The sequence below is a fragment of the Polaromonas sp. P1_F2 genome (assembly GCF_056405735.1).
Map to the genome: position 1 here is coordinate 1 of NZ_JBFUBN010000023.1, position 16,893 is coordinate 16,893.

Here is a 16,893-nt window from a genome sequence, read left to right on the forward strand (position 1 = left end):
CCCCTCCCCTTGTGGATGCGCCGAGGAGCGCAGGTTCAGGCGGATCAGGGATCGCGTTGTTTGAGCCGAAGGCGAGTTTAGCGAGACCCCGCCTGAACCGAGCACCGCAGGTTGCCCGTAGCGCAGCGAAGGGACGCAGCAACCAGGGTCGCCTTTTCTTTTGCTTACTTTTCTTTTGGCGAAGCAAAAGAAAAGTGAGTAGCCGCCGGGCTACCCCCGGCCAGCAACCCTCAGCAGAGGAAACAGAAGCCACTCACTCCGACCAAGGCTCCCCTCGGTACCAGGCATACCGAGCCAGCCGAAGCATGGGCTTATCCCCGGACGTATCCCCATAGGCATACAAAGTTACCCCCTCCAGCCCAGCCGAACCGAAATGCCCAGCCGCCCAGGCGCGAAGCCTGACGACCTTCTGCTCCCCATGGCAATTGGGCGTCCGCATCCGCCCCGTAAGGCGACGTGCCTCCCCCTCACCGGCAACTTCCATTTCAGTGCAGAGCAGCACGTCAAAACCCAATTGTTTCGCCACCTGCGCCAGGTAGATGTCGGGCGAGGCGCTCACCATCACGCAGCAGTGCCCGGCCTCGCGGTGCCAGGCCAGGCGTGCCATCGCGTCCTCGCGCAACTGGCCGGGGAAATCCTTGGCCAGCCACTGTGCCGTCCAGTCCTGCATTTCGGCGAGGCTGCGGCCGGCCAGCGTGGCCTGCATCAGCCTGGCTTTGGCGACGTTGTTGGGTACCAGGCGCAGTGCATAAGCGGCCAGCCAGGGTGAGCAGCGCAGCAGGGCCCAGAGGAAGCGCGGCCAGCCCAGGCCGCGCGCGAGGAAGACCGTGAAGGTGTCGCGCCGGGTCAGCGTGCCGTCGAAGTCGAAGGCGGCCACCACGCCTGCGGCGGCGGCGGCGCCTACCGGTAGCATCGCACCTGCCCGCAATAACGTTGGCAAAACGGGCAGCCGGTCATGGGCAGCCACAAGGGAATGTTGTAGTAGCGCTTGAACACCGTGCCCAGCACACCTTCGCGGTACGCAGGGTAGTTGAAGCCCATGCCTTCAACGGCATAAAAAGGCACGCCGTTCTGCTCGAAACTCAGCACACGCACCGATGCAAAGTAGGGCTCAAACTCCTCCAGGCGCGGCTTGTCGGCGAGGATGACGCGAATCGTCTTGCCCTGGTAGAGCGAAAAATCGACCAGCATGTCGTCCTGGCGCGCGTGGAATTTTCCGACGCCGAAGACCGGCATGTACTGGCGGCGTTCAAATCCGAAGATCGACGCCGGCGTGTAGGCCTCACCCATCAGCACCACGCCGGGCGCCGTGACCTGTTTCAGCATCTCGGCGGTCTTGTAACTGCGGATGATCTGCGGATACAGCTTGGTGCTGCGCCAGGTGTCCAGCGTGGTCATGTAGAGCCCGGCCACCACCAGCACATGCACGCCGGCGAACACGGCCAGCCCCTTGGCGCAGGCCTTGAGCCTGTCGGCGGGCAGGGCAAAAGCCAAAAAGGCGAAGCCGAAGGGGTAAAAGGACAGCACCCAGTGCAGGCCGATCACTTTTTTGGCCGACAGCAGCGCGAAGAACAGCAGCGGCACCACCACCAGGCAGGCCAGCAGGCGTTGCGAGCGAGCCGCCGCCAGCAGCGACTGGCGGTAGCGCACGGCCATCCACACCGCCACCGGCGTGATCAGGTAAACCATCATGCCGATGTAGGTCAGCGGCTTGCGCCATTCAAAGGTGGCATCTTCATTGCGGTTGTACACATTGAACATGATGTTGGACCAGCCATGCGACATGTTGTAGGCGATGTTGATCGCCGGGCCGGGCAAGGCGCACAACACCAGCAGGGCCAAACCGGCCAGCCGCTCGCGGCGGTACAGCACAAAGTAGACGAGGTAGCTGAAACCCAGCACCACCGAGAAATACTTCGAAAGAAAAGCGCAGCCCAGAAAAAGCCCCGACAAGGCGTAAAGGCCATACGCGGCGCGGTCCAGCGCCTGCCGGCGCTCGGCGCGCAGCAGCGCGGCAACCGACAGCGCCGACCAGAAGATCAGCGGCGTGTCGGTGGTGATCAGGGTGTTGAGCCAGTTCAGCGGGGCCAGCCAGAAAAACAGCACGGCCCAGGCGGCGCGCACCCTGTCGACGGGCTTGAGGGCCCACCACAGCGCCGCACCCAGCGCCAGCGGCAGCAGCACGATGGGCAGGCGTATGGACCACAGGCTGTCGCCCAGCGTGGCGCGCATCAGGGCGATCAGCCAGCCGACCATGGGTGGATGATCCGAATAGCCCCAGTCGGGGTACACGCCCCACCAGTAGAAGAAGGCTTCGTCGCCGGTGACCGGGAAAGTCACGGAAATCCAGAACCGCAGCAAGAGCGAAAGCAGGCCGGCGGCCAATAGCCAACGGCTCAGCATGACGGGAAAAGCGGCGGAGGCGGCGGAATCGGGGTTCTGGGACATGAAGGCTTGAAATGGGGAACGGCGCCGGCGGCAACACGCGCCGCGGACAAGGCTGGAGTAGGCTAGCGGAAGCTGATTTCCTTGCGGATGGCCGCACTATAAAGCAAGGCCAGCACGCCGATGGCCACCGCCAGCCACAGTGTCAGCAGCCGCGCCAGCACGGTGACACCCAGCGCCGCCGCGGGCGTGGCACCGTGGGCCACCAGCAGGCCTGTCAACACAGCCTCGGTGCCGCCCAGGCCGGCCGGCAAGGCGGACAGGGCGCCGGCCACCATGGCCAGGGCATAAAAGCCCGTGGCCGTCAGCAGCTCGAGCGGTACCCCCATGCCGCGGCAGATCAACCAGACTGCGACGCCCTGCGCCGCCCAGGCCGTCAGGGTCAGCCCCAGCCAGAGCCAGGGACGCAACGCCAGGCAATGCCAGGCCTCCTGCAGCCAGGGGAGGCTCTCAAAGAGCCGGGCACGGTGCTTGAAGAGCAGGCCCAGCACGGCCAGCAAGAGCAGCGCGGCGACTGCCAGCAATCCTCCCAGCAGCGTGGATATAGCTTGCATCGCGGGATGCCGCAACACCCAGCCGGCGGCGGGCAGGCACAGCAGCATCAGGCACAGCAGGTCGGCCAGCCGTTCGGCACCGAAGATGGCCAGGCTTTGACCGGCGCGCAAAGGCTGGCGCGCCAGCATCAGGCCGCGCGCCGCCTCGCCGACATTGCCGGGCGTGGGCGTGAAGGCGTAGCCCGCGAGGTACAGGCGCAGGCCCTGCAGCCAGCCGAAATGGCGACCGTAGTACGCCATCCAGAGCCGCCAGCGCAGGCCGCGCAGCAGGTAGTTGAGCAGGCACAGGCCCGCAGCCTGCGCGCCTGTCCAGGACCAGAGCAGCGCCAGCGAGGCCCTGGGGCTGTCGCCCCAAATCAGCAATGCGGCCGCGTAGGCCGTGGCCACCACGCCCAGCACCAGCAACAGGCGCTTGAAGGGAAGGCCGCCAAACGTAGCCGGCGCGGGTGCGCGGTTCACAGCCGGTGACTCAGGAAAATGGCCAGCCACAGCGCGCCGGCCGCCAGTATCCAGGGGTCGCGCAACATGTCGCGCGCCACGTCTTCGCCATGGCCTCGGTGCACCTGGTAGGTGTAGCGCAGCATGCCGAAAATCACCACCGGCACGGTGTAGAGCAGGCGTTCGCCGTGCTGCAGTTGCGCTTCGGGGCTGGTGGCAAACAGGCTGTAGGTGGTCAGCGTGGCGGTCATGGTCACGGCCATGAAAGTATCCAGCAGGGCGGACGGGTAGTGGGCCATCACGGCGCGCCGGCTGGCCTCTTCATGGAAGCTTTCAGCCTTGCGTTTGGCAAACCCCAGGAACAGGGCCACAAAAATACCGGTCAGCAGCAGCCAGCGCGAAGGCGGGATGCCGACGGCCACCGTGCCGGCCAGCAGGCGCAGCATGAAACCCGAGGCGATGATGGACACATCGACCACCGGCACCTGCTTGAGCCGCCACGAATACGCCAGGTTGAGCAGCACATAGGCCGCCAGCAGCACCAGCAATGTCCGGTTGCCCGCCGCCAGCAACAGCCCCGCCACCAGCAGCAGGCCGGCCAGCACCAGGGCCACGGGGACAGCCACCGCGCCGCTGGCCAGGGGCCGCTTGCGTTTGGTCGGGTGCAGGGCGTCGCTGGCGCGGTCATGCCAGTCGTTGATGATGTAGACCATGCTGGAGAGACAGCAGAACGCGGCAAAGGCGTGGATGACGCGCACATCCAGCGCCGTGTCCAGCCAGTTCTGGCTGAACACCAGGCCGGCGAACACGAAGACGTTTTTCAGCCACTGGTGCGGCCGCATCAGCCGGACCAGGGCCAGCGGGGAAGAAGACGGCGAGGATGAGGAAGGCGAAGAGGGCATCAGGAAGGGAGGGAAACACCCCGTGGGCAAGCGGGCTTCAAGCATAACTGACCGGGATTCCCGAATACGGCCAAAATGGGGCCATGTCTTTTGCACCCGCCCCCTCCCTCGCCTCCCCTCCCGCCACCCTGCCCGCCGTCTCGCCCCGCGCCCTGGAACTGATCCAGGCCCTGGTGCGCATGAACACCGTCAGCGACAACAGCAACCTGGAACTGATCCATTTCGTGCGCGACGAGCTCGCCCGGCTGGGCGTGGCCAGCCGCATCACCACCAATGCCGGCAAGACCAAGGCCAACCTTTTCGCCACGCTGGGCGAAGGCAAGCCGGCCGGCATCATCCTGTCGGGCCACACCGATACCGTGCCCTGGGACGGCCAGGACTGGACGCTGGACCCGCTGTCGGCCGCCATCGAGGGCGGTCGGCTCTACGGCCGCGGCAGCTGCGACATGAAAGGTTTTATCGGCATGGCCCTGGCCCACGCCGGCGATTTCCTCAACAGCCAGGCGCCTTTCGCGGTTCACCTGGCGCTGAGCTATGACGAGGAAGTCGGCTGCCTGGGCGTGCGCGGGCTGATCGCCGACATGAAGGACGCCGGCATTGCGCCGCTGGCCTGCATCGTCGGCGAACCCACCAGCATGGTGCCGGCCACCGCGCACAAGGGTGTCTACCGCTACAAATGCTGCGTGCGCGGCAAGGAAGCGCATTCCTCGCTGACGCCGCAGTCGGTCAACGCCATCGAGATGGCGGCGCGCGTGGTCGGCAAGCTGCGCGACATGGCCGAGGGCTTTGAGGCCAACGAGCCGCGCTACGAGGGCTTCGACGTGCCCTTCAGCACCGCCAGCGTCGGCCAGTTCCACGGCGGCATCGCCGACAACGTGGTGCCGCGCGACGCCGAGTTCCGCTATGAATTCCGCAACCTGCCCACGGCCGACGCCCTGGCCATGCAGCGCGAAATACGGGCCTACGCGGAGCGCGCGCAGCCGGCGATGAAAAAAGTCGCGCCCGACGCGGGCTTCAGCTTTGAGACGATTTGTGAAGTGCCGGCCTTCCTGGGCTCGGCCGGCGACGACGTGACCCGGCTGGCACAGCGCCTGGCCGGCACCGAGCAGACCACGCTGGTGGCCTTCGGCACCGAAGCCGGCATCTTCAAGGGCGCGGGGATTCCCACCGTGGTGTGCGGGCCCGGCAGCATCACCCAGGCGCACCAGCCTGACGAATTCGTGAGCCTGGAGCAACTGGCGCGCTGCCAGGCCTTTATGCAGGGCCTGACAAACACAAGCGAACTTCGCTAGGAGGCGGTCCTCACGCGGGCCAGCGCGGAACCGGCTTTGCCGGGCCGCAGGTGGCGCCCCCTTGAGGGGCTGAGAGCCGCGGCTCCAAGCCTGCCCGCGCAGGCTTGGACGGCTCGGAAGAGCCGTCGCCTCTGGCGACGGTACGGGGCGGCCGCAGGCCGCTTCGGGGGGGAGTCAAGTTCTTACGCGACCGTCGCCGGTCAGCATCGAAAGCTCCACAAAACTGGAAGCCACATGATCCGTCGGCGAGAACGACACGGAGAACCCGCCCAGCGACTGGGTGCCGATGGCCTCCAGGCCGGAGATCAGCGACTCACGACTCATCTTGGCGCCGCCGCGCTTGAGGCCTTCCACCAAAACCTTGGCGGCCACGTAGCCCTCCATGCTGGAGAAATTGACCTTCGCATCCTTGCCGGCCGCCTTCACCGCGTCGGTAAACTCGCGCACAATCGGCCGCGCTCCGTTGTAGGGCGAAGGCATGACCTGCGACACCACCACGCCTGCTCCATCCTTGCCCAGCTCGTCGGCCAGCGCCTGCGTGCCGACAAACGACACGTTGTAGAACGTGCCGCCATAGCCGGCCTTGCGGGCTTCGCGGATAAAGGCGGCGCAGGCCTTGTAAGCACCGATCTGCACCACCGCGTCGGGCCCTGCGGCCACCAGCGTGGTGACGGCCTTGGCCACGTCCACCGTATTGCGCTCGACTGTCGCCTGCGCCACGGGCTTGAGGTTCTGCGCACCCAGGGCCAGCACCACGCCGTCCAGCCCGGCTTTGCCGTAGGCGTCGTTCTGGTAGAACACCGCGATTTTTTTCAGCCCCAGGGCGGTCAGCTGTTTGACGATAAGGCCGGTTTCGTCGTTATACGAAGCGCGCACGTGGAAGGCGTATTTGTTGAAGGGGTCACGCAAGGCCATGGCGCCGGTAAACGGCGCGATAAACGGGACCTTGTCTTTGGTGGCCATCGGCAGGGCGACGATGCTGGTGGGTGTGCCGATGTAGCCAAACAGGGCAAACACCTCGTCGTCGATCAGCTTGCGGGTGTTTTCGGCACAGCGGGCGGGCTCATAGCCATCGTCGAGGTTGCGGATCTCGATCAGGCGCTTGTTGACGCCACCCTGTTCGTTCACCTGGTCGAAGTACACCTTCGCGCCCTGGTAGAACTGGATGCCCAGTTGCGCAGCGGGGCCGGTGAAAGGGGCCGACTGGCCCAAGATGATCTTGTCGGCCTGGGCATGGGCGATGTTGAAGCCGGCCAGCATGGAAGCGCCGGCGACGGTGGAAAATTTTCTGCGAGTGAGATTCATCCCTTCATTCTCGCAACACAACTTACAGTAAGGTTACCCTTTTGGTAACAGGACGAAAGGCCGTGAGATTGGTCACTACTTTGGTCTTACTTCAAGCTTTGTCTGTCAGCAATTTGCCAGCTTTTTGCTACTGTTCGCGGATGCGGCCTATTCCCTGACCCGCCCGGTCGCGTCGATCAGGCTGAGCTCGACCAGCTTGGAGCCCACACGGTCGCCGTCGAAGTGGACGCGAAAGCCGCCCAGGTTCAGGTCCTGCAGGGTGTCGAGCGCCTTGCGCAGCTTGGCCCGGGTCGGATCCTTGCCGGCCTTGCGCAGGGCCTCGGTATAGGTCCAGGCGGCGATGTAGCCTTCGAGCATGTAGACGTTGGACTTGCCGAGCTTGGCCGCCAGCGCGTCGGCCTGCAGCTCACGCACCAGCACGCTCTTGGCGTTGTCCGATTTGGGCGTGACACGCACCACCACCACGCCGGCGCCGGCCGCGCCCAACTGTTCGGCCAACAAGCTTTCACCGGTGCTCGAAAAGCCGTAGATGGGCCCGCGAAAGCCCTTGGCGCGCAGGTCGCGTATGGCGCTGGCCGCGCCCGCGGCGTCGCTGATCACCAGCACCGATTCGGGTTTTTTTCCCAGCACCTGGTCCACGCTGGTGGCGACGCTGCCGCCCGAAAGGGCCGACTTGGCCACAAGGTTGGCGCCCAGGCCACCCATGGTGCGCTCGGCCGAGTCCAGCGCCGCGAGCGACTCCGGGTCCTTGCCGTGCAGGATGGCCAGCTTGCGCATACCCAGGGTTTCGGCGTGGCGCGTGATCATGGCGGCTTCTTCCGAATAGCCGGGCCGCACCGAATAGACATTGGGGTAGAGCGAGCCGCGCAGCTCGTCGGCGCCGGCCATGGGCGCGAACAGCAGGATGTCCGTGTCCTTGAGCAGCGGGTTGACGGCGGTGACCTGCGGCGAGCCGTAGTAGCCGAACAGCGAGAACACTTTCTGGTCCAGCAGTTTTTTGGTGTTGGCCAGCGTGGTGTCGGGGTTGCCCATGTCGTCCAGCGTGCTGAGCTCGATCTTGCGGCCGTTGACGCCGCCGCCCGCGTTGACGCGGTCGAAGTAAAGCCGCGCGCCCTGCGCGAAAGGCAGGGCCAGTGTGGCGCCGGGCCCTGTCATCGCCAGGGACTGGCCCAGCGTGACGGCGGTCTTGCTGATACCGTCTTCGGCTTTGGCCCCTGTCGCGAGCAAGCCGGCCAGGGCCGCTACCATGCTGATTCTGGCGGCGGCGTGGAATGCCCGCATTCCGTTCATTGTTGTAATCATGAAGTATGTGTCTCCCCCGGGTTACCCCGATGACTGTCAATATAAAGTTGAACCATGAGCAATACCATCAGCATCTCCCCTAAGGCCACGGCCCACCCTGACGCCGGGCTGAAGCCGGCCGCCGTGCAGGTGCTCGGCGCCTGCCCGCACGACTGCCCGGACACCTGCTCGCTGCTGACCACAGTGGAAGGCGGCGTAGCCACCCGCGTGCAGGGCAACCCCGACCATCCCCACACCGGCGGCGTGCTGTGCAACAAGGTCTCGCGCTACACCGAACGCACCTACCACCCCGAGCGCCTGCTGCAGCCGCTCAAGCGCAGCGGCCCCAAGGGCAGCGGACAGTTCGAGCCGGTGAGCTGGGAGGCCGCACTGGCCGATATCGCTTCTCGCCTCAAAGCCATCGCGGCGCGCGAGCCCGAAGCCATCGTCCCCTACAGCTATGCCGGCACCATGGGCCAGGTGCAGGGCGAAAGCATGGCCGGGCGTTTTTTCAATCGGCTGGGTTCGTCTTTCCTGGACCGCACCATCTGCTCCTCGGCCGGGGGTGAGGCCCTGGTGCAGACCCTGGGCGCCAAGGTCGGCATGCGGGTGGAGTTTTTCGCCGAGTCCAAACTGATCATCATCTGGGGCAGCAACTCCATCGGCAGCAACCTGCATTTCTGGCGCTATGCGCAGCAGGCCAAACGCGACGGCGCCAAGCTCGTCTGCATAGACCCGCGCAGAAGCGAAACCGCCGAGAAATGCCACGAGCACATCGCGCTGCTGCCCGGAACCGACGCCGCGCTGGCGCTCGCACTGATGCACGAGCTGATCACCCACGACTGGCTGGACCACGACTACATCGCGCGCCACACCCTGGGCTGGCAGGACCCCGACGGCGGGCTGCGCGAACGCGCGCTGCAGTGGAGCCCCGAGCGCGCCGCCGCCGTCTGCGGCGTGCCGGCCGAACAGATCCGCTCGCTGGCGCGCGACTACGGCGAATGCATGCTGAACAAGCAGCCCGCGGCGATACGCCTGAACTACGGCATGCAGCGCGTGCATGGCGGCGGCAACGCGGCCCGCGCCATCGCCTGCCTGCCCGCGCTCACAGGAGCCTGGCGGCACCGCGCCGGCGGCGTGCTGCTGAGCAGTTCAGGCCAGTTCCCGGTGGACAGGGCGGCGCTGCAGCGGCCCGAACTGCTCAAGGGCCGGCAGCCGCGCACCATCAACATGAGCACCATAGGCAACGCCTTGCTGGCGCCGGCCTCACCGCAATTCGGCCCCAAAATCGAGGCGCTCATCGTCTACAACAGCAACCCGGTGGCGGTGGCGCCCGAGTCCGGCAAGGTGGTGCAGGGTTTTGCGCGCGAAGACCTGTTCACCGTGGTGCTCGAGCACTTCCAGACCGACACCGCCGATTACGCCGATTACATCCTGCCGGCCACCACGCAGCTGGAGCACTGGGACGTGCACGGCGCCTACGGCCACACCGACGCGCTGCTGAATCGCCCGGCCATCGCGCCGCTGGGCCAGGCCAAGCCCAACACCCAGATATTCCGAGAACTGGCTGCCCATATGGGTTTGGATGAGCCCTGCTTTGCCGACAGCGACGAGCAGCTGTGCCGCGCGGTGTTCGGCGACAAGGTCGACTTCCAGCAACTGCTGGACAAGGGCTTCGCCACGCTGGACCTGCCCGACGCGCCCTTTTCCGACGGCAACTTCCCCACGGCCTCGGGCCGCTGCGAATTCTTCAGCGCACGGCTGGCGGCCGAAGGCTCTGACGGCCTGCCCGGCCACGTACCCAACCATGAAACCGCGGGCAGCTCGGCGCAGTTCCCGCTGGCCATGATCTCGCCGCCGGCGCGCAACTTCCTGAATTCGAGCTTCGTCAACGTCAAAAGCCTGCGCGACATCGAGGCCGAGCCGGTGCTGGAGATCCACGCCGACGACGCCGCGGCGCGCGGCATCACCACGGGCGCCATCGTCAAGGTTTTCAACCAGCGCGGCGAGTACCGGGTCAAGGCCGAGGTTTCCACGCGGGCCCGTCCCGGCGTGGTCAACGGCCTGGGCATCTGGTGGCGCAAGCTGGGCCTGGACGGCACCAACGTCAACCAGCTCACCAGCCAGCACCTGACCGACATGGGCCGCGGCCCGGTGTTTTACGACTGCCTGGTGCAGGTGCAGCGCGAGCCGCAGGCCGCCTGAGCGCCTGAACGGAGTTCCGGTGAAACGCGGCACGCTCAAACGCACGCTGGCCGTGGCGCTGGCCGCGGGCCTGGGCCTGGCGGGCTGCGCCGACCTGGGCTATTACTGGCAGTCCGTCAGCGGCCACCTGCAGATGCTCAACGCAGCCCGCCCGGTGGACGACTGGCTGGGCGACGCGCAGGCCTCCGAGCAGCTGAAAAGCCGGCTGGCCCTGTCGCAGCGCATACGCAGCTTTGCCGTGAACGAACTCAAGCTGCCCGACAACCCGAGCTACCGGCGCTATGCCGACCTGCGCCGCAGCGCCGTGGTCTGGAACGTGGTGGCTGCGCCCGAGTTCTCGCTGACCCTCAAGACCTGGTGCTTTCCGATCACGGGTTGTGTGGGCTACCGCGGCTATTTCAATGAGGCCGAGGCGCGCGCCGAGGCCGAACGGCTCAAGGCGCAAGGCCTGGAGACCAGCGTCTATGGCGTGCCCGCCTATTCGACGCTGGGCTGGATGAACTGGGCCGGCGGCGACCCGCTGCTCAACACCTTCATCGGCTATCCCGAAGGCGAACTTGCGCGGCTGATCTTTCACGAACTGGCGCACCAGGTGGTTTACGCCAGCGGCGACACCATGTTCAACGAGTCTTTCGCCACCGCCGTCGAACGGCTGGGCAGCCAGCGCTGGCTGGACAGCGAAGCCCTCAGGGGCAACCTGAAGGCCCAGCAGGACTACGCCCAATTCGACGGGCGGCGCCGGCAGTTCCGCGCGCTGGCGCTGGCCACACGGCTTGAACTCGCCGCGATCTACGACAAAAAACCGGTGACGGACGCCGGCAAAGCCGCGCAGGCCGCCCTGAAAGCCCAGGCGCTCCAGCGTTTTCGCGAGGGCTACGCCAGCCTCAAGGCTTCGTGGGACGGCTTCGCGGGCTACGACCCCTGGGTGGCGCGCGCCAACAACGCGGCCTTCGGCGCGCAGGCCGCCTATGATGAGCTGGTGCCCGGCTTCGAGGCTTTGTTCGAGCACGAAGGCCGCGACTGGCAACGGTTTTATGATGCGGTCAAAGGGCTGGCCGGGCTGCCCAAAGAAGAACGGCGCAAAGCGCTTCAAATGCACAACACCCACAACAACACGGAGACCTCGAATGGCTGACATCCACATCCAGCGCGAACACACCTTGGGCCTTCTTGAGGCACGCAAGATCGCCTTCAAGTGGGCCGAGCAGGTCGAAGAAAAGTTCGACATGGAATGCACCTACGAAGAGGGCAAGACCGAAGACCTGGTCAGCTTCACCCGCTCGGGCGTCAGCGGCACGCTGGCGGTCACCAAAGACAGTTTTGACCTCAACGCCAGGCTCGGCTTTCTGCTGGGCGCCTTCAAGGACAAAATTGAAGGCGAGATCGTGAAAAACCTGGACACGCTGATCGCAAAGAAACCCGCCGCCAAAAAGGCCGCGGCTAAAAAGAAGGCCGCCTGAGAAGCTACTGAAATTCAAGGGCGCTGCCCGTGAGCTACAACCTGGCCCGCTTCGACCTGGTTTCCGTGCGCCTGGCGGTGGCCTGCGCCCAAACCGGCAGTCTGACCGCCGCGGCGCGCGACTCGCACCTGGCGCTGGCCGCGGCCAGCCGGCGCATACGTGAGCTGGAAGACGCGCTGGGCGAGGCCCTGTTCGAGCGCCACGCGCGCGGCCTGCTGCCGACGGCGGCCGGGCGCGTCTTCGTCAAACATGGCCTGACCTTGCTGCAAACCATGGAACAGCTGGGCGGCGAACTGGCCGACTTGCGGCGCGGCATCGCGCGCCACATACGCCTGTGCGCCAGCAGTGCGGCTATCAGCCAGTTCCTGCCGCCGCTGCTCGCGCGTTACGGCGAGCTGCACCCGCAGATGCACATCGACCTCGAGGAGCAGGTGTCCGAGGCGGTGGTGACCACGCTGCGCGAAGGCCGGGCCGACGCGGCGGTGTTTGTCGAGGGGCCCGACACCACGGGCCTGGACACCCGCCTGTTTCGCGAAGACGAACTGGTGCTGATCCTGCCGGCCGGCCATGCCCTCGCGCGCAGCAAGGCGCCGCTGGCTTTCGCCGACGCGCTCGACGAGGAATGGATCAGCCTGACCGCCGGCGCCGCCATGCTGCAAAAGCAGCAGCAGGCCGCGCTGGCAGCGAACCGCCCGCTCAAGCTTCGCATGCAGGTGCGCAGCTTCGACGCGGTGTGCCACATGGTGGCCTCCGGCCTGGGCGTGGCCATCCTGCCCAAGGGCGCCACGCTGCCCATCATCAAAAGCATGAAGCTGGGCTGGCGGCCGCTGGCCGACGCCTGGGCCAGGCGCCGCCTGCTGGCAGCCACCATGGCGGGCCAGCCTGATGCGGCCATCACCGCGCTGGTGGACTTCCTGGTGCAGCCTTCGCAAAACGCGAAAGCCCGGGCCCCAAAGCGGTAATAGACGGGGTGGGCTGCGGGCTGCACACTGCCGCCCATGGCCACTGAACAATCCCTTCCCACTCCCGTCGCCTCCGGCCCGCTTGCCGGCCTCAAAGTGCTGGAGCTGGGCCAGCTGATCGCCGGGCCCTTCGCCGCCAAGACACTGGCGGACTTCGGCGCCGACATCATCAAGGTCGAAACCCCGGGCGCGGGCGACCCGCTGCGCAAATGGCGTTTGCTGAAAGACGGCACCTCGGTCTGGTGGCAGGTGCAGTCGCGCAACAAGCGCTCGGTGGCGCTGGACCTCAAAAGCCCCGAGGCGCAGGACATCGTGCGCCGGCTGGCCGCCGATGCCGACGTGCTGATCGAGAACTTCCGCCCCGGCGCCATGGAAGGCTGGGGCCTGGGGCCCGACGAACTGCTGGCGCTGAACCCGCGCCTCATCATGCTGCGCATCAGCGGCTACGGCCAGACCGGCCCCTACCGCGACAAGCCGGGCTTCGGCGTGGTGGCCGAGGCCATGAGCGGCCTGCGCCACCTGACGGCCGAGCCGGGCCGCGTGCCGGTGCGCGTGGGCGTGAGCATAGGCGACACACTGGCCGCGCTACACGGCGTGATCGGCATCCTGCTGGCCATGCAGGAGCGCCAGCGCTCCGGCAAGGGCCAGGTGATAGACGTCGCGCTCTATGAAGCGGTGTTCAACTGCATGGAAAGCCTGCTGCCCGAATACAGCGCTTTCGGCGCGGTGCGCGGCGCGGCCGGCAGCGCCCTGCCCGGCATCGCACCCAGCAATGCCTACCTGTGCAAAGACGGTGGTTATGCCCTGGTTGCGGGCAATGGCGACAGCATCTTCAAGCGGCTCATGGCCACCATAGGCCGCGCCGACCTGGGCAGCGACCCGGCCCTGGCCGACAACGCCGGCCGCGTGGCGCGCGTCGAGGAAATCGACGCGGCCATAGGCCAATGGACTTTGGGCCTCACGGTGGACGAGGTACTGGCAGCGCTCGACAAGGTTTCTGTGCCCGCGGGCCGCATCTACACCGTGGCCGACATCGCGGCCGACCCGCACTACCAAGCGCGCGGCATGCTCGACGAGGTGCGCATGGACGACGGCAGCCTGCTGGCCGTGCCCGGCATCGTGCCCAAACTCTCGCGCACGCCGGGCGGCCACCGCCGAAATGCGCCGCAGGTGGGCCAGGACACCGATGCGGTGCTCAGTGAAATGGGGCTTTCACCCGCGCAGATCCAGGCGCTCAAGGACAAGGGCATCGTGGCCGGAAAGGACGCGGACGCAGCATGAAAAAACGCATCTACTTCAATGAGGTCGCCACGCGCGACGGCTTCCAGATCGAACCCAACTTCATCGCCACCGACGACAAGGTCGCGCTGGTCGACGCGCTGAGCGGCTGCGGCTACGCCAAGATCGAGGTGACTTCCTTCACCTCGCCCAAGGCCATTCCCATGCTGCGTGACGCCGAGGAAGTGATGGGCCGCATACGCCGCGCGCCCGGCGTGGAATACACGGTACTGGTGCCCAACCTGCGCGGCGCGGAGCGCGCACTGGAGTCGCGCGCCGACGAGCTCAACCTCGTGATGTCGGTGTCGGAAACCCACAACCTCGCCAACCTGCGCATGCCGCGCGAGAAAAGTTTTTCCGCGCTGTCCGACGTGATTCGCCATGTGGACGGACGCACGCCCATCAATGTGTCGCTGTCCTGCTGCTTCGGCTGCCCGATGGAGGGCGAGGTGGCCGAGGAGGAAGTGCTGCGCTGGAGCGAGCGCTTTGCCGCCTTCGGCGCGGACCGCGTGCGCGGCCTCACGATTTGCGACACCACCGGCATGGCCCATCCGGCCCAGGTCGCCCGCATGGTCGAGCTGCTGCAGCAGCGCTTCATAGACCTGCAGCTGACCCTGCACTTCCACAACACGCGCGGCATGGGGCTGGCCAATGTGCTGGCCGCGGTGCAGGGCGGCATCACACGCTTTGACGGCTCGCTGGGCGGCCTGGGCGGCTGTCCCTATGCACCCGGCGCCAGCGGCAACATCAGCAGCGAGGACGCCATCCACATGCTGGACGCCATGGGTTACGACACCGGCATGGACATTCCGCGGCTGCTGGAAGTGGCTCGGCAGATGCCGGCCATCGTCGGCCATGAAGTGCCCGGCCAGGTCGGCAAGGCCGGCCGCATCACCGACCTGCATGCACCGCCACCCTATGTGGCGGAACTGAGGGCGGCGTCGGCATGATCGCCAGTCTTGACCACCTCGTGCTGACCACGAATGACGAACAAGCCTGCGTGGATTTCTACACCCGCGTACTCGGCATGACGCTGGAAACCTTCACCGGCGGCACGCCGCCCGTGGAACGCAAGGCCTTCAAGTTCGGCCAGCAGAAGATCAACCTGCACGTCAAAGGCCGCGAGTTCGAGCCCAAGGCCCGCCTGCCGGTACCGGGCGCGCTGGACCTGTGCTTTCTGGCCAGCGTCCCGCTTGCCGACGTGATCGCCCGCCTTGAGCGCGAGCATTGGCCGGTGATTGGAGGCCCCGTGCTGCGCACCGGCGCCACGCAAAAGATCCGCTCGGTCTATGTGCGCGACCCCGACCTGAATTTGATAGAGATTTCCGAACCCGCCTAAAAACGGCATCCTAAAACTATGACTGGAGACAAGACCATGACTTTTATTTCCCGCAGAACACTGCTCACCGTCGCCGGGCTCAGCACGGCCGCCTGGCTTAACCCGGTGCGCGCGCAGCTCGCCGGAAAGCCCGTCACGCTGGTCGTGCCCACGGCGGCCGGCGGCACCACCGGCATCGCGGCGCGCATGCTGGCCGAGCCGCTGGGAAAAATCCTTCAGACCTCGGTGGTCGTGGACAATCGCGGCGGCGGCAACGGCAACATTGCCGGCCAGATGGTGGCGCGCGCCCCGGCCGACGGCACCAGCCTGCTGGTGCAGTACTCAGGCTACCAGTGCATCACGCCGCTGATCCAGCCGGTGGCGGGCTTCGACCCGGCGACCAACCTCAAGCCCCTGGGCCACTTGATAGACGCGCCGCAACTGCTGGTGGTGCGCGGCAACTTCCCGGCCGACAACTTCGCGGACTTCCTCAAGTACGTGAAGGCCAACCCCGGCAAGGTCAACTACGCCTCCAGCGGCAACGGATCGTTGCAGCACGTGACCACCGAGCTGCTCAAGGACCTGACCAAGACCTTTATGGTGCACATCCCCTACCGCGGTACCGGCCCGGCGCTCACCGACCTGCTGGCCGGCACCGTGGACTTCACCATCACCACGCCGCCTCCGCTGTTGCCCCATATCCGCGCCGGCAAGCTCAAGGCGCTGATGGTCACCGGCCGCACCCGCCTGGCCGCGCAGCCCAACGTGCCGACCGCCACCGAAGCCGGCGTGCCGCTGGTGGCCTCCTCGTGGTTCGCGGTCTACGGGCCGACGGGCTTGTCCGCCGACCTGCAAGGCCGGCTGTCGCTGGCGATCAAGCAGGTGGTGGAGTCGGAAGGCTTCAAGAAGCGCGCCGAAGAGCAAGGGGCCAAGGCTGTGGTCATGGGTGGTGCCGAGCTGGCTGCTTTGGGGGATAACGAGCGGAAGATGTGGGGGCGGATTGTGAAGTTGGCCAATATCAAGGCGGATTGAGTTTTTGTTATCTCTGCTGGGGCTGGCTGGCCGGGGGTAGCCCGGCGGCTACTCACTTTTCTTTTGCTTCGCCAAAAGAAAAGTAAGCAAAAGAAAAGGCGACCCTGGTTGCTGCGTCCCTCCGCTTCGCTACGGGCAACCTGCGGTGCTCGGTCCAGACGGGGTCTCGCTAAACTCGCTTCGCTCAGACAACGCGATCCCTGATCCGTCTGGCCCTGCGCTCCTCGGCGCATCCACAAGGGGTGGGAGCGGGGAAGAGAAATACCAAATAGCCGAAGACAGAAAACCGAATACTGAAAACCACAAGGACTCGCCAAGGCGAGTCCTTGTTTGTATTTGTCTTCTTGGTATTTCTGTCTTTGGTTCCCGATCCCGATTGCCCCGTCCTGGCTGGGCCGAGGAGCGCAGAGACAAGCGGATC

15 protein-coding genes are annotated in these 16,893 nt (G+C 66.2%); 9 read left to right on the plus strand and 6 right to left on the minus strand.

Annotated features, from left to right (window positions below; translation table 11 throughout):
- Positions 1-253: 253 nt before the first annotated feature.
- From AC1D0O_RS24875 to AC1D0O_RS24890, 4 genes are all read right to left on the minus strand, one after another.
- A complete protein-coding gene (locus AC1D0O_RS24875) occupies positions 254-913 on the minus strand; it encodes an HAD family hydrolase (RefSeq protein ID WP_477656155.1) in 660 nt (219 codons plus the stop codon).
- Positions 901-2,448, minus strand: coding sequence for an ArnT family glycosyltransferase (locus tag AC1D0O_RS24880; protein WP_477656156.1), 1,548 nt, complete (start codon positions 2,446-2,448; stop codon positions 901-903). Before AC1D0O_RS24880 ends, AC1D0O_RS24875 begins: the two co-directional genes overlap by 13 nt.
- A 62-nt stretch (positions 2,449-2,510) precedes the next feature.
- Entirely contained in the window at positions 2,511-3,458 is a 948-nt protein-coding gene (locus AC1D0O_RS24885) for a lysylphosphatidylglycerol synthase transmembrane domain-containing protein (protein WP_477656157.1), read from the minus strand.
- Complete coding sequence (locus tag AC1D0O_RS24890; RefSeq protein ID WP_477656158.1) at positions 3,455-4,339, minus strand: decaprenyl-phosphate phosphoribosyltransferase; 885 nt, start codon at positions 4,337-4,339, stop codon at positions 3,455-3,457. The genes AC1D0O_RS24885 and AC1D0O_RS24890 overlap by 4 nt, the downstream gene beginning before the upstream one ends.
- 83 nt (positions 4,340-4,422) lie before the next feature.
- Between AC1D0O_RS24890 and argE the strand changes: the two genes are divergently transcribed.
- On the plus strand, positions 4,423-5,631 hold the full coding sequence (gene argE / locus AC1D0O_RS24895; protein WP_477656159.1) for an acetylornithine deacetylase: 1,209 nt from the start codon (positions 4,423-4,425) through the stop codon (positions 5,629-5,631).
- A gap of 174 nt (positions 5,632-5,805) precedes the next feature.
- Here the strand turns inward: argE and AC1D0O_RS24900 are convergent, their stop codons facing one another.
- Positions 5,806-6,936: an ABC transporter substrate-binding protein gene (locus AC1D0O_RS24900; protein ID WP_477656160.1), complete on the minus strand. Its 1,131-nt coding sequence runs from the start codon at positions 6,934-6,936 to the stop codon at positions 5,806-5,808.
- Between the two features lie 147 nt (positions 6,937-7,083).
- Positions 7,084-8,217, minus strand: a complete 1,134-nt coding sequence (locus AC1D0O_RS24905; RefSeq protein WP_477656161.1) for an ABC transporter substrate-binding protein — start codon at positions 8,215-8,217, stop codon at positions 7,084-7,086.
- A 75-nt stretch (positions 8,218-8,292) separates the two neighbouring features.
- Here AC1D0O_RS24905 and AC1D0O_RS24910 point away from each other — a divergent pair, with 75 nt between their 5' ends.
- The 8 genes from AC1D0O_RS24910 to AC1D0O_RS24945 are packed head-to-tail and all read left to right on the plus strand — an operon-like array spanning position 8,293 to position 16,472.
- A complete protein-coding gene (locus tag AC1D0O_RS24910) occupies positions 8,293-10,422 on the plus strand; it encodes a molybdopterin-containing oxidoreductase family protein (protein ID WP_477656162.1) in 2,130 nt (709 codons plus the stop codon).
- A 19-nt stretch (positions 10,423-10,441) separates the two neighbouring features.
- On the plus strand, positions 10,442-11,557 hold the full coding sequence (locus tag AC1D0O_RS24915) for an aminopeptidase (RefSeq protein WP_477656163.1): 1,116 nt from the start codon (positions 10,442-10,444) through the stop codon (positions 11,555-11,557).
- Positions 11,550-11,882 carry a polyhydroxyalkanoic acid system family protein gene (locus tag AC1D0O_RS24920; RefSeq protein ID WP_477656164.1) on the plus strand — a complete coding sequence of 111 codons (333 nt, stop codon included), beginning with the start codon at positions 11,550-11,552 and terminating at the stop codon, positions 11,880-11,882. Before AC1D0O_RS24915 ends, AC1D0O_RS24920 begins: the two co-directional genes overlap by 8 nt.
- A gap of 29 nt (positions 11,883-11,911) precedes the next feature.
- Positions 11,912-12,844, plus strand: a complete 933-nt coding sequence (locus tag AC1D0O_RS24925) for a LysR family transcriptional regulator (RefSeq protein ID WP_477656165.1) — start codon at positions 11,912-11,914, stop codon at positions 12,842-12,844.
- 36 nt (positions 12,845-12,880) lie between these two features.
- Positions 12,881-14,125, plus strand: coding sequence for a CaiB/BaiF CoA transferase family protein (locus tag AC1D0O_RS24930; protein WP_477656166.1), 1,245 nt, complete (start codon positions 12,881-12,883; stop codon positions 14,123-14,125).
- Positions 14,122-15,072, plus strand: coding sequence for a hydroxymethylglutaryl-CoA lyase (locus AC1D0O_RS24935; RefSeq protein ID WP_477656167.1), 951 nt, complete (start codon positions 14,122-14,124; stop codon positions 15,070-15,072). The genes AC1D0O_RS24930 and AC1D0O_RS24935 overlap by 4 nt, the downstream gene beginning before the upstream one ends.
- The gene (locus tag AC1D0O_RS24940; protein ID WP_477656168.1) at positions 15,069-15,461 is read left to right on the plus strand and encodes a VOC family protein; all 393 of its coding nucleotides are present in this window, start codon (positions 15,069-15,071) and stop codon (positions 15,459-15,461) included. Before AC1D0O_RS24935 ends, AC1D0O_RS24940 begins: the two co-directional genes overlap by 4 nt.
- Positions 15,462-15,497: 36 nt before the next feature.
- The gene (locus AC1D0O_RS24945) at positions 15,498-16,472 is read left to right on the plus strand and encodes a Bug family tripartite tricarboxylate transporter substrate binding protein (RefSeq protein ID WP_477656169.1); all 975 of its coding nucleotides are present in this window, start codon (positions 15,498-15,500) and stop codon (positions 16,470-16,472) included.
- The last annotated feature ends 421 nt before the right edge of the window (positions 16,473-16,893 follow it).

What these genes read in the sequence shown, in the direction of transcription:
- AC1D0O_RS24930 (WP_477656166.1), top strand. Translation starts at nt 12,881, where the DNA reads ATGGCCACTGAACAATCCCTTCCCACTCCCGTCGCCTCCGGCCCGCTT.
- argE (WP_477656159.1), top strand. Translation starts at nt 4,423, where the DNA reads ATGTCTTTTGCACCCGCCCCCTCCCTCGCCTCCCCTCCCGCCACCCTG.
- AC1D0O_RS24880 (WP_477656156.1), bottom strand. Translation starts at nt 2,448, where the DNA reads ATGTCCCAGAACCCCGATTCCGCCGCCTCCGCCGCTTTTCCCGTCATG.
- AC1D0O_RS24890 (WP_477656158.1), bottom strand. Translation starts at nt 4,339, where the DNA reads ATGCCCTCTTCGCCTTCCTCATCCTCGCCGTCTTCTTCCCCGCTGGCC.
- AC1D0O_RS24935 (WP_477656167.1), top strand. Translation starts at nt 14,122, where the DNA reads ATGAAAAAACGCATCTACTTCAATGAGGTCGCCACGCGCGACGGCTTC.
- AC1D0O_RS24875 (WP_477656155.1), bottom strand. Translation starts at nt 913, where the DNA reads ATGCTACCGGTAGGCGCCGCCGCCGCCGCAGGCGTGGTGGCCGCCTTC.
- AC1D0O_RS24905 (WP_477656161.1), bottom strand. Translation starts at nt 8,217, where the DNA reads ATGCGGGCATTCCACGCCGCCGCCAGAATCAGCATGGTAGCGGCCCTG.
- AC1D0O_RS24900 (WP_477656160.1), bottom strand. Translation starts at nt 6,936, where the DNA reads ATGAATCTCACTCGCAGAAAATTTTCCACCGTCGCCGGCGCTTCCATG.
- AC1D0O_RS24940 (WP_477656168.1), top strand. Translation starts at nt 15,069, where the DNA reads ATGATCGCCAGTCTTGACCACCTCGTGCTGACCACGAATGACGAACAA.
- AC1D0O_RS24945 (WP_477656169.1), top strand. Translation starts at nt 15,498, where the DNA reads ATGACTTTTATTTCCCGCAGAACACTGCTCACCGTCGCCGGGCTCAGC.
- AC1D0O_RS24920 (WP_477656164.1), top strand. Translation starts at nt 11,550, where the DNA reads ATGGCTGACATCCACATCCAGCGCGAACACACCTTGGGCCTTCTTGAG.
- AC1D0O_RS24910 (WP_477656162.1), top strand. Translation starts at nt 8,293, where the DNA reads ATGAGCAATACCATCAGCATCTCCCCTAAGGCCACGGCCCACCCTGAC.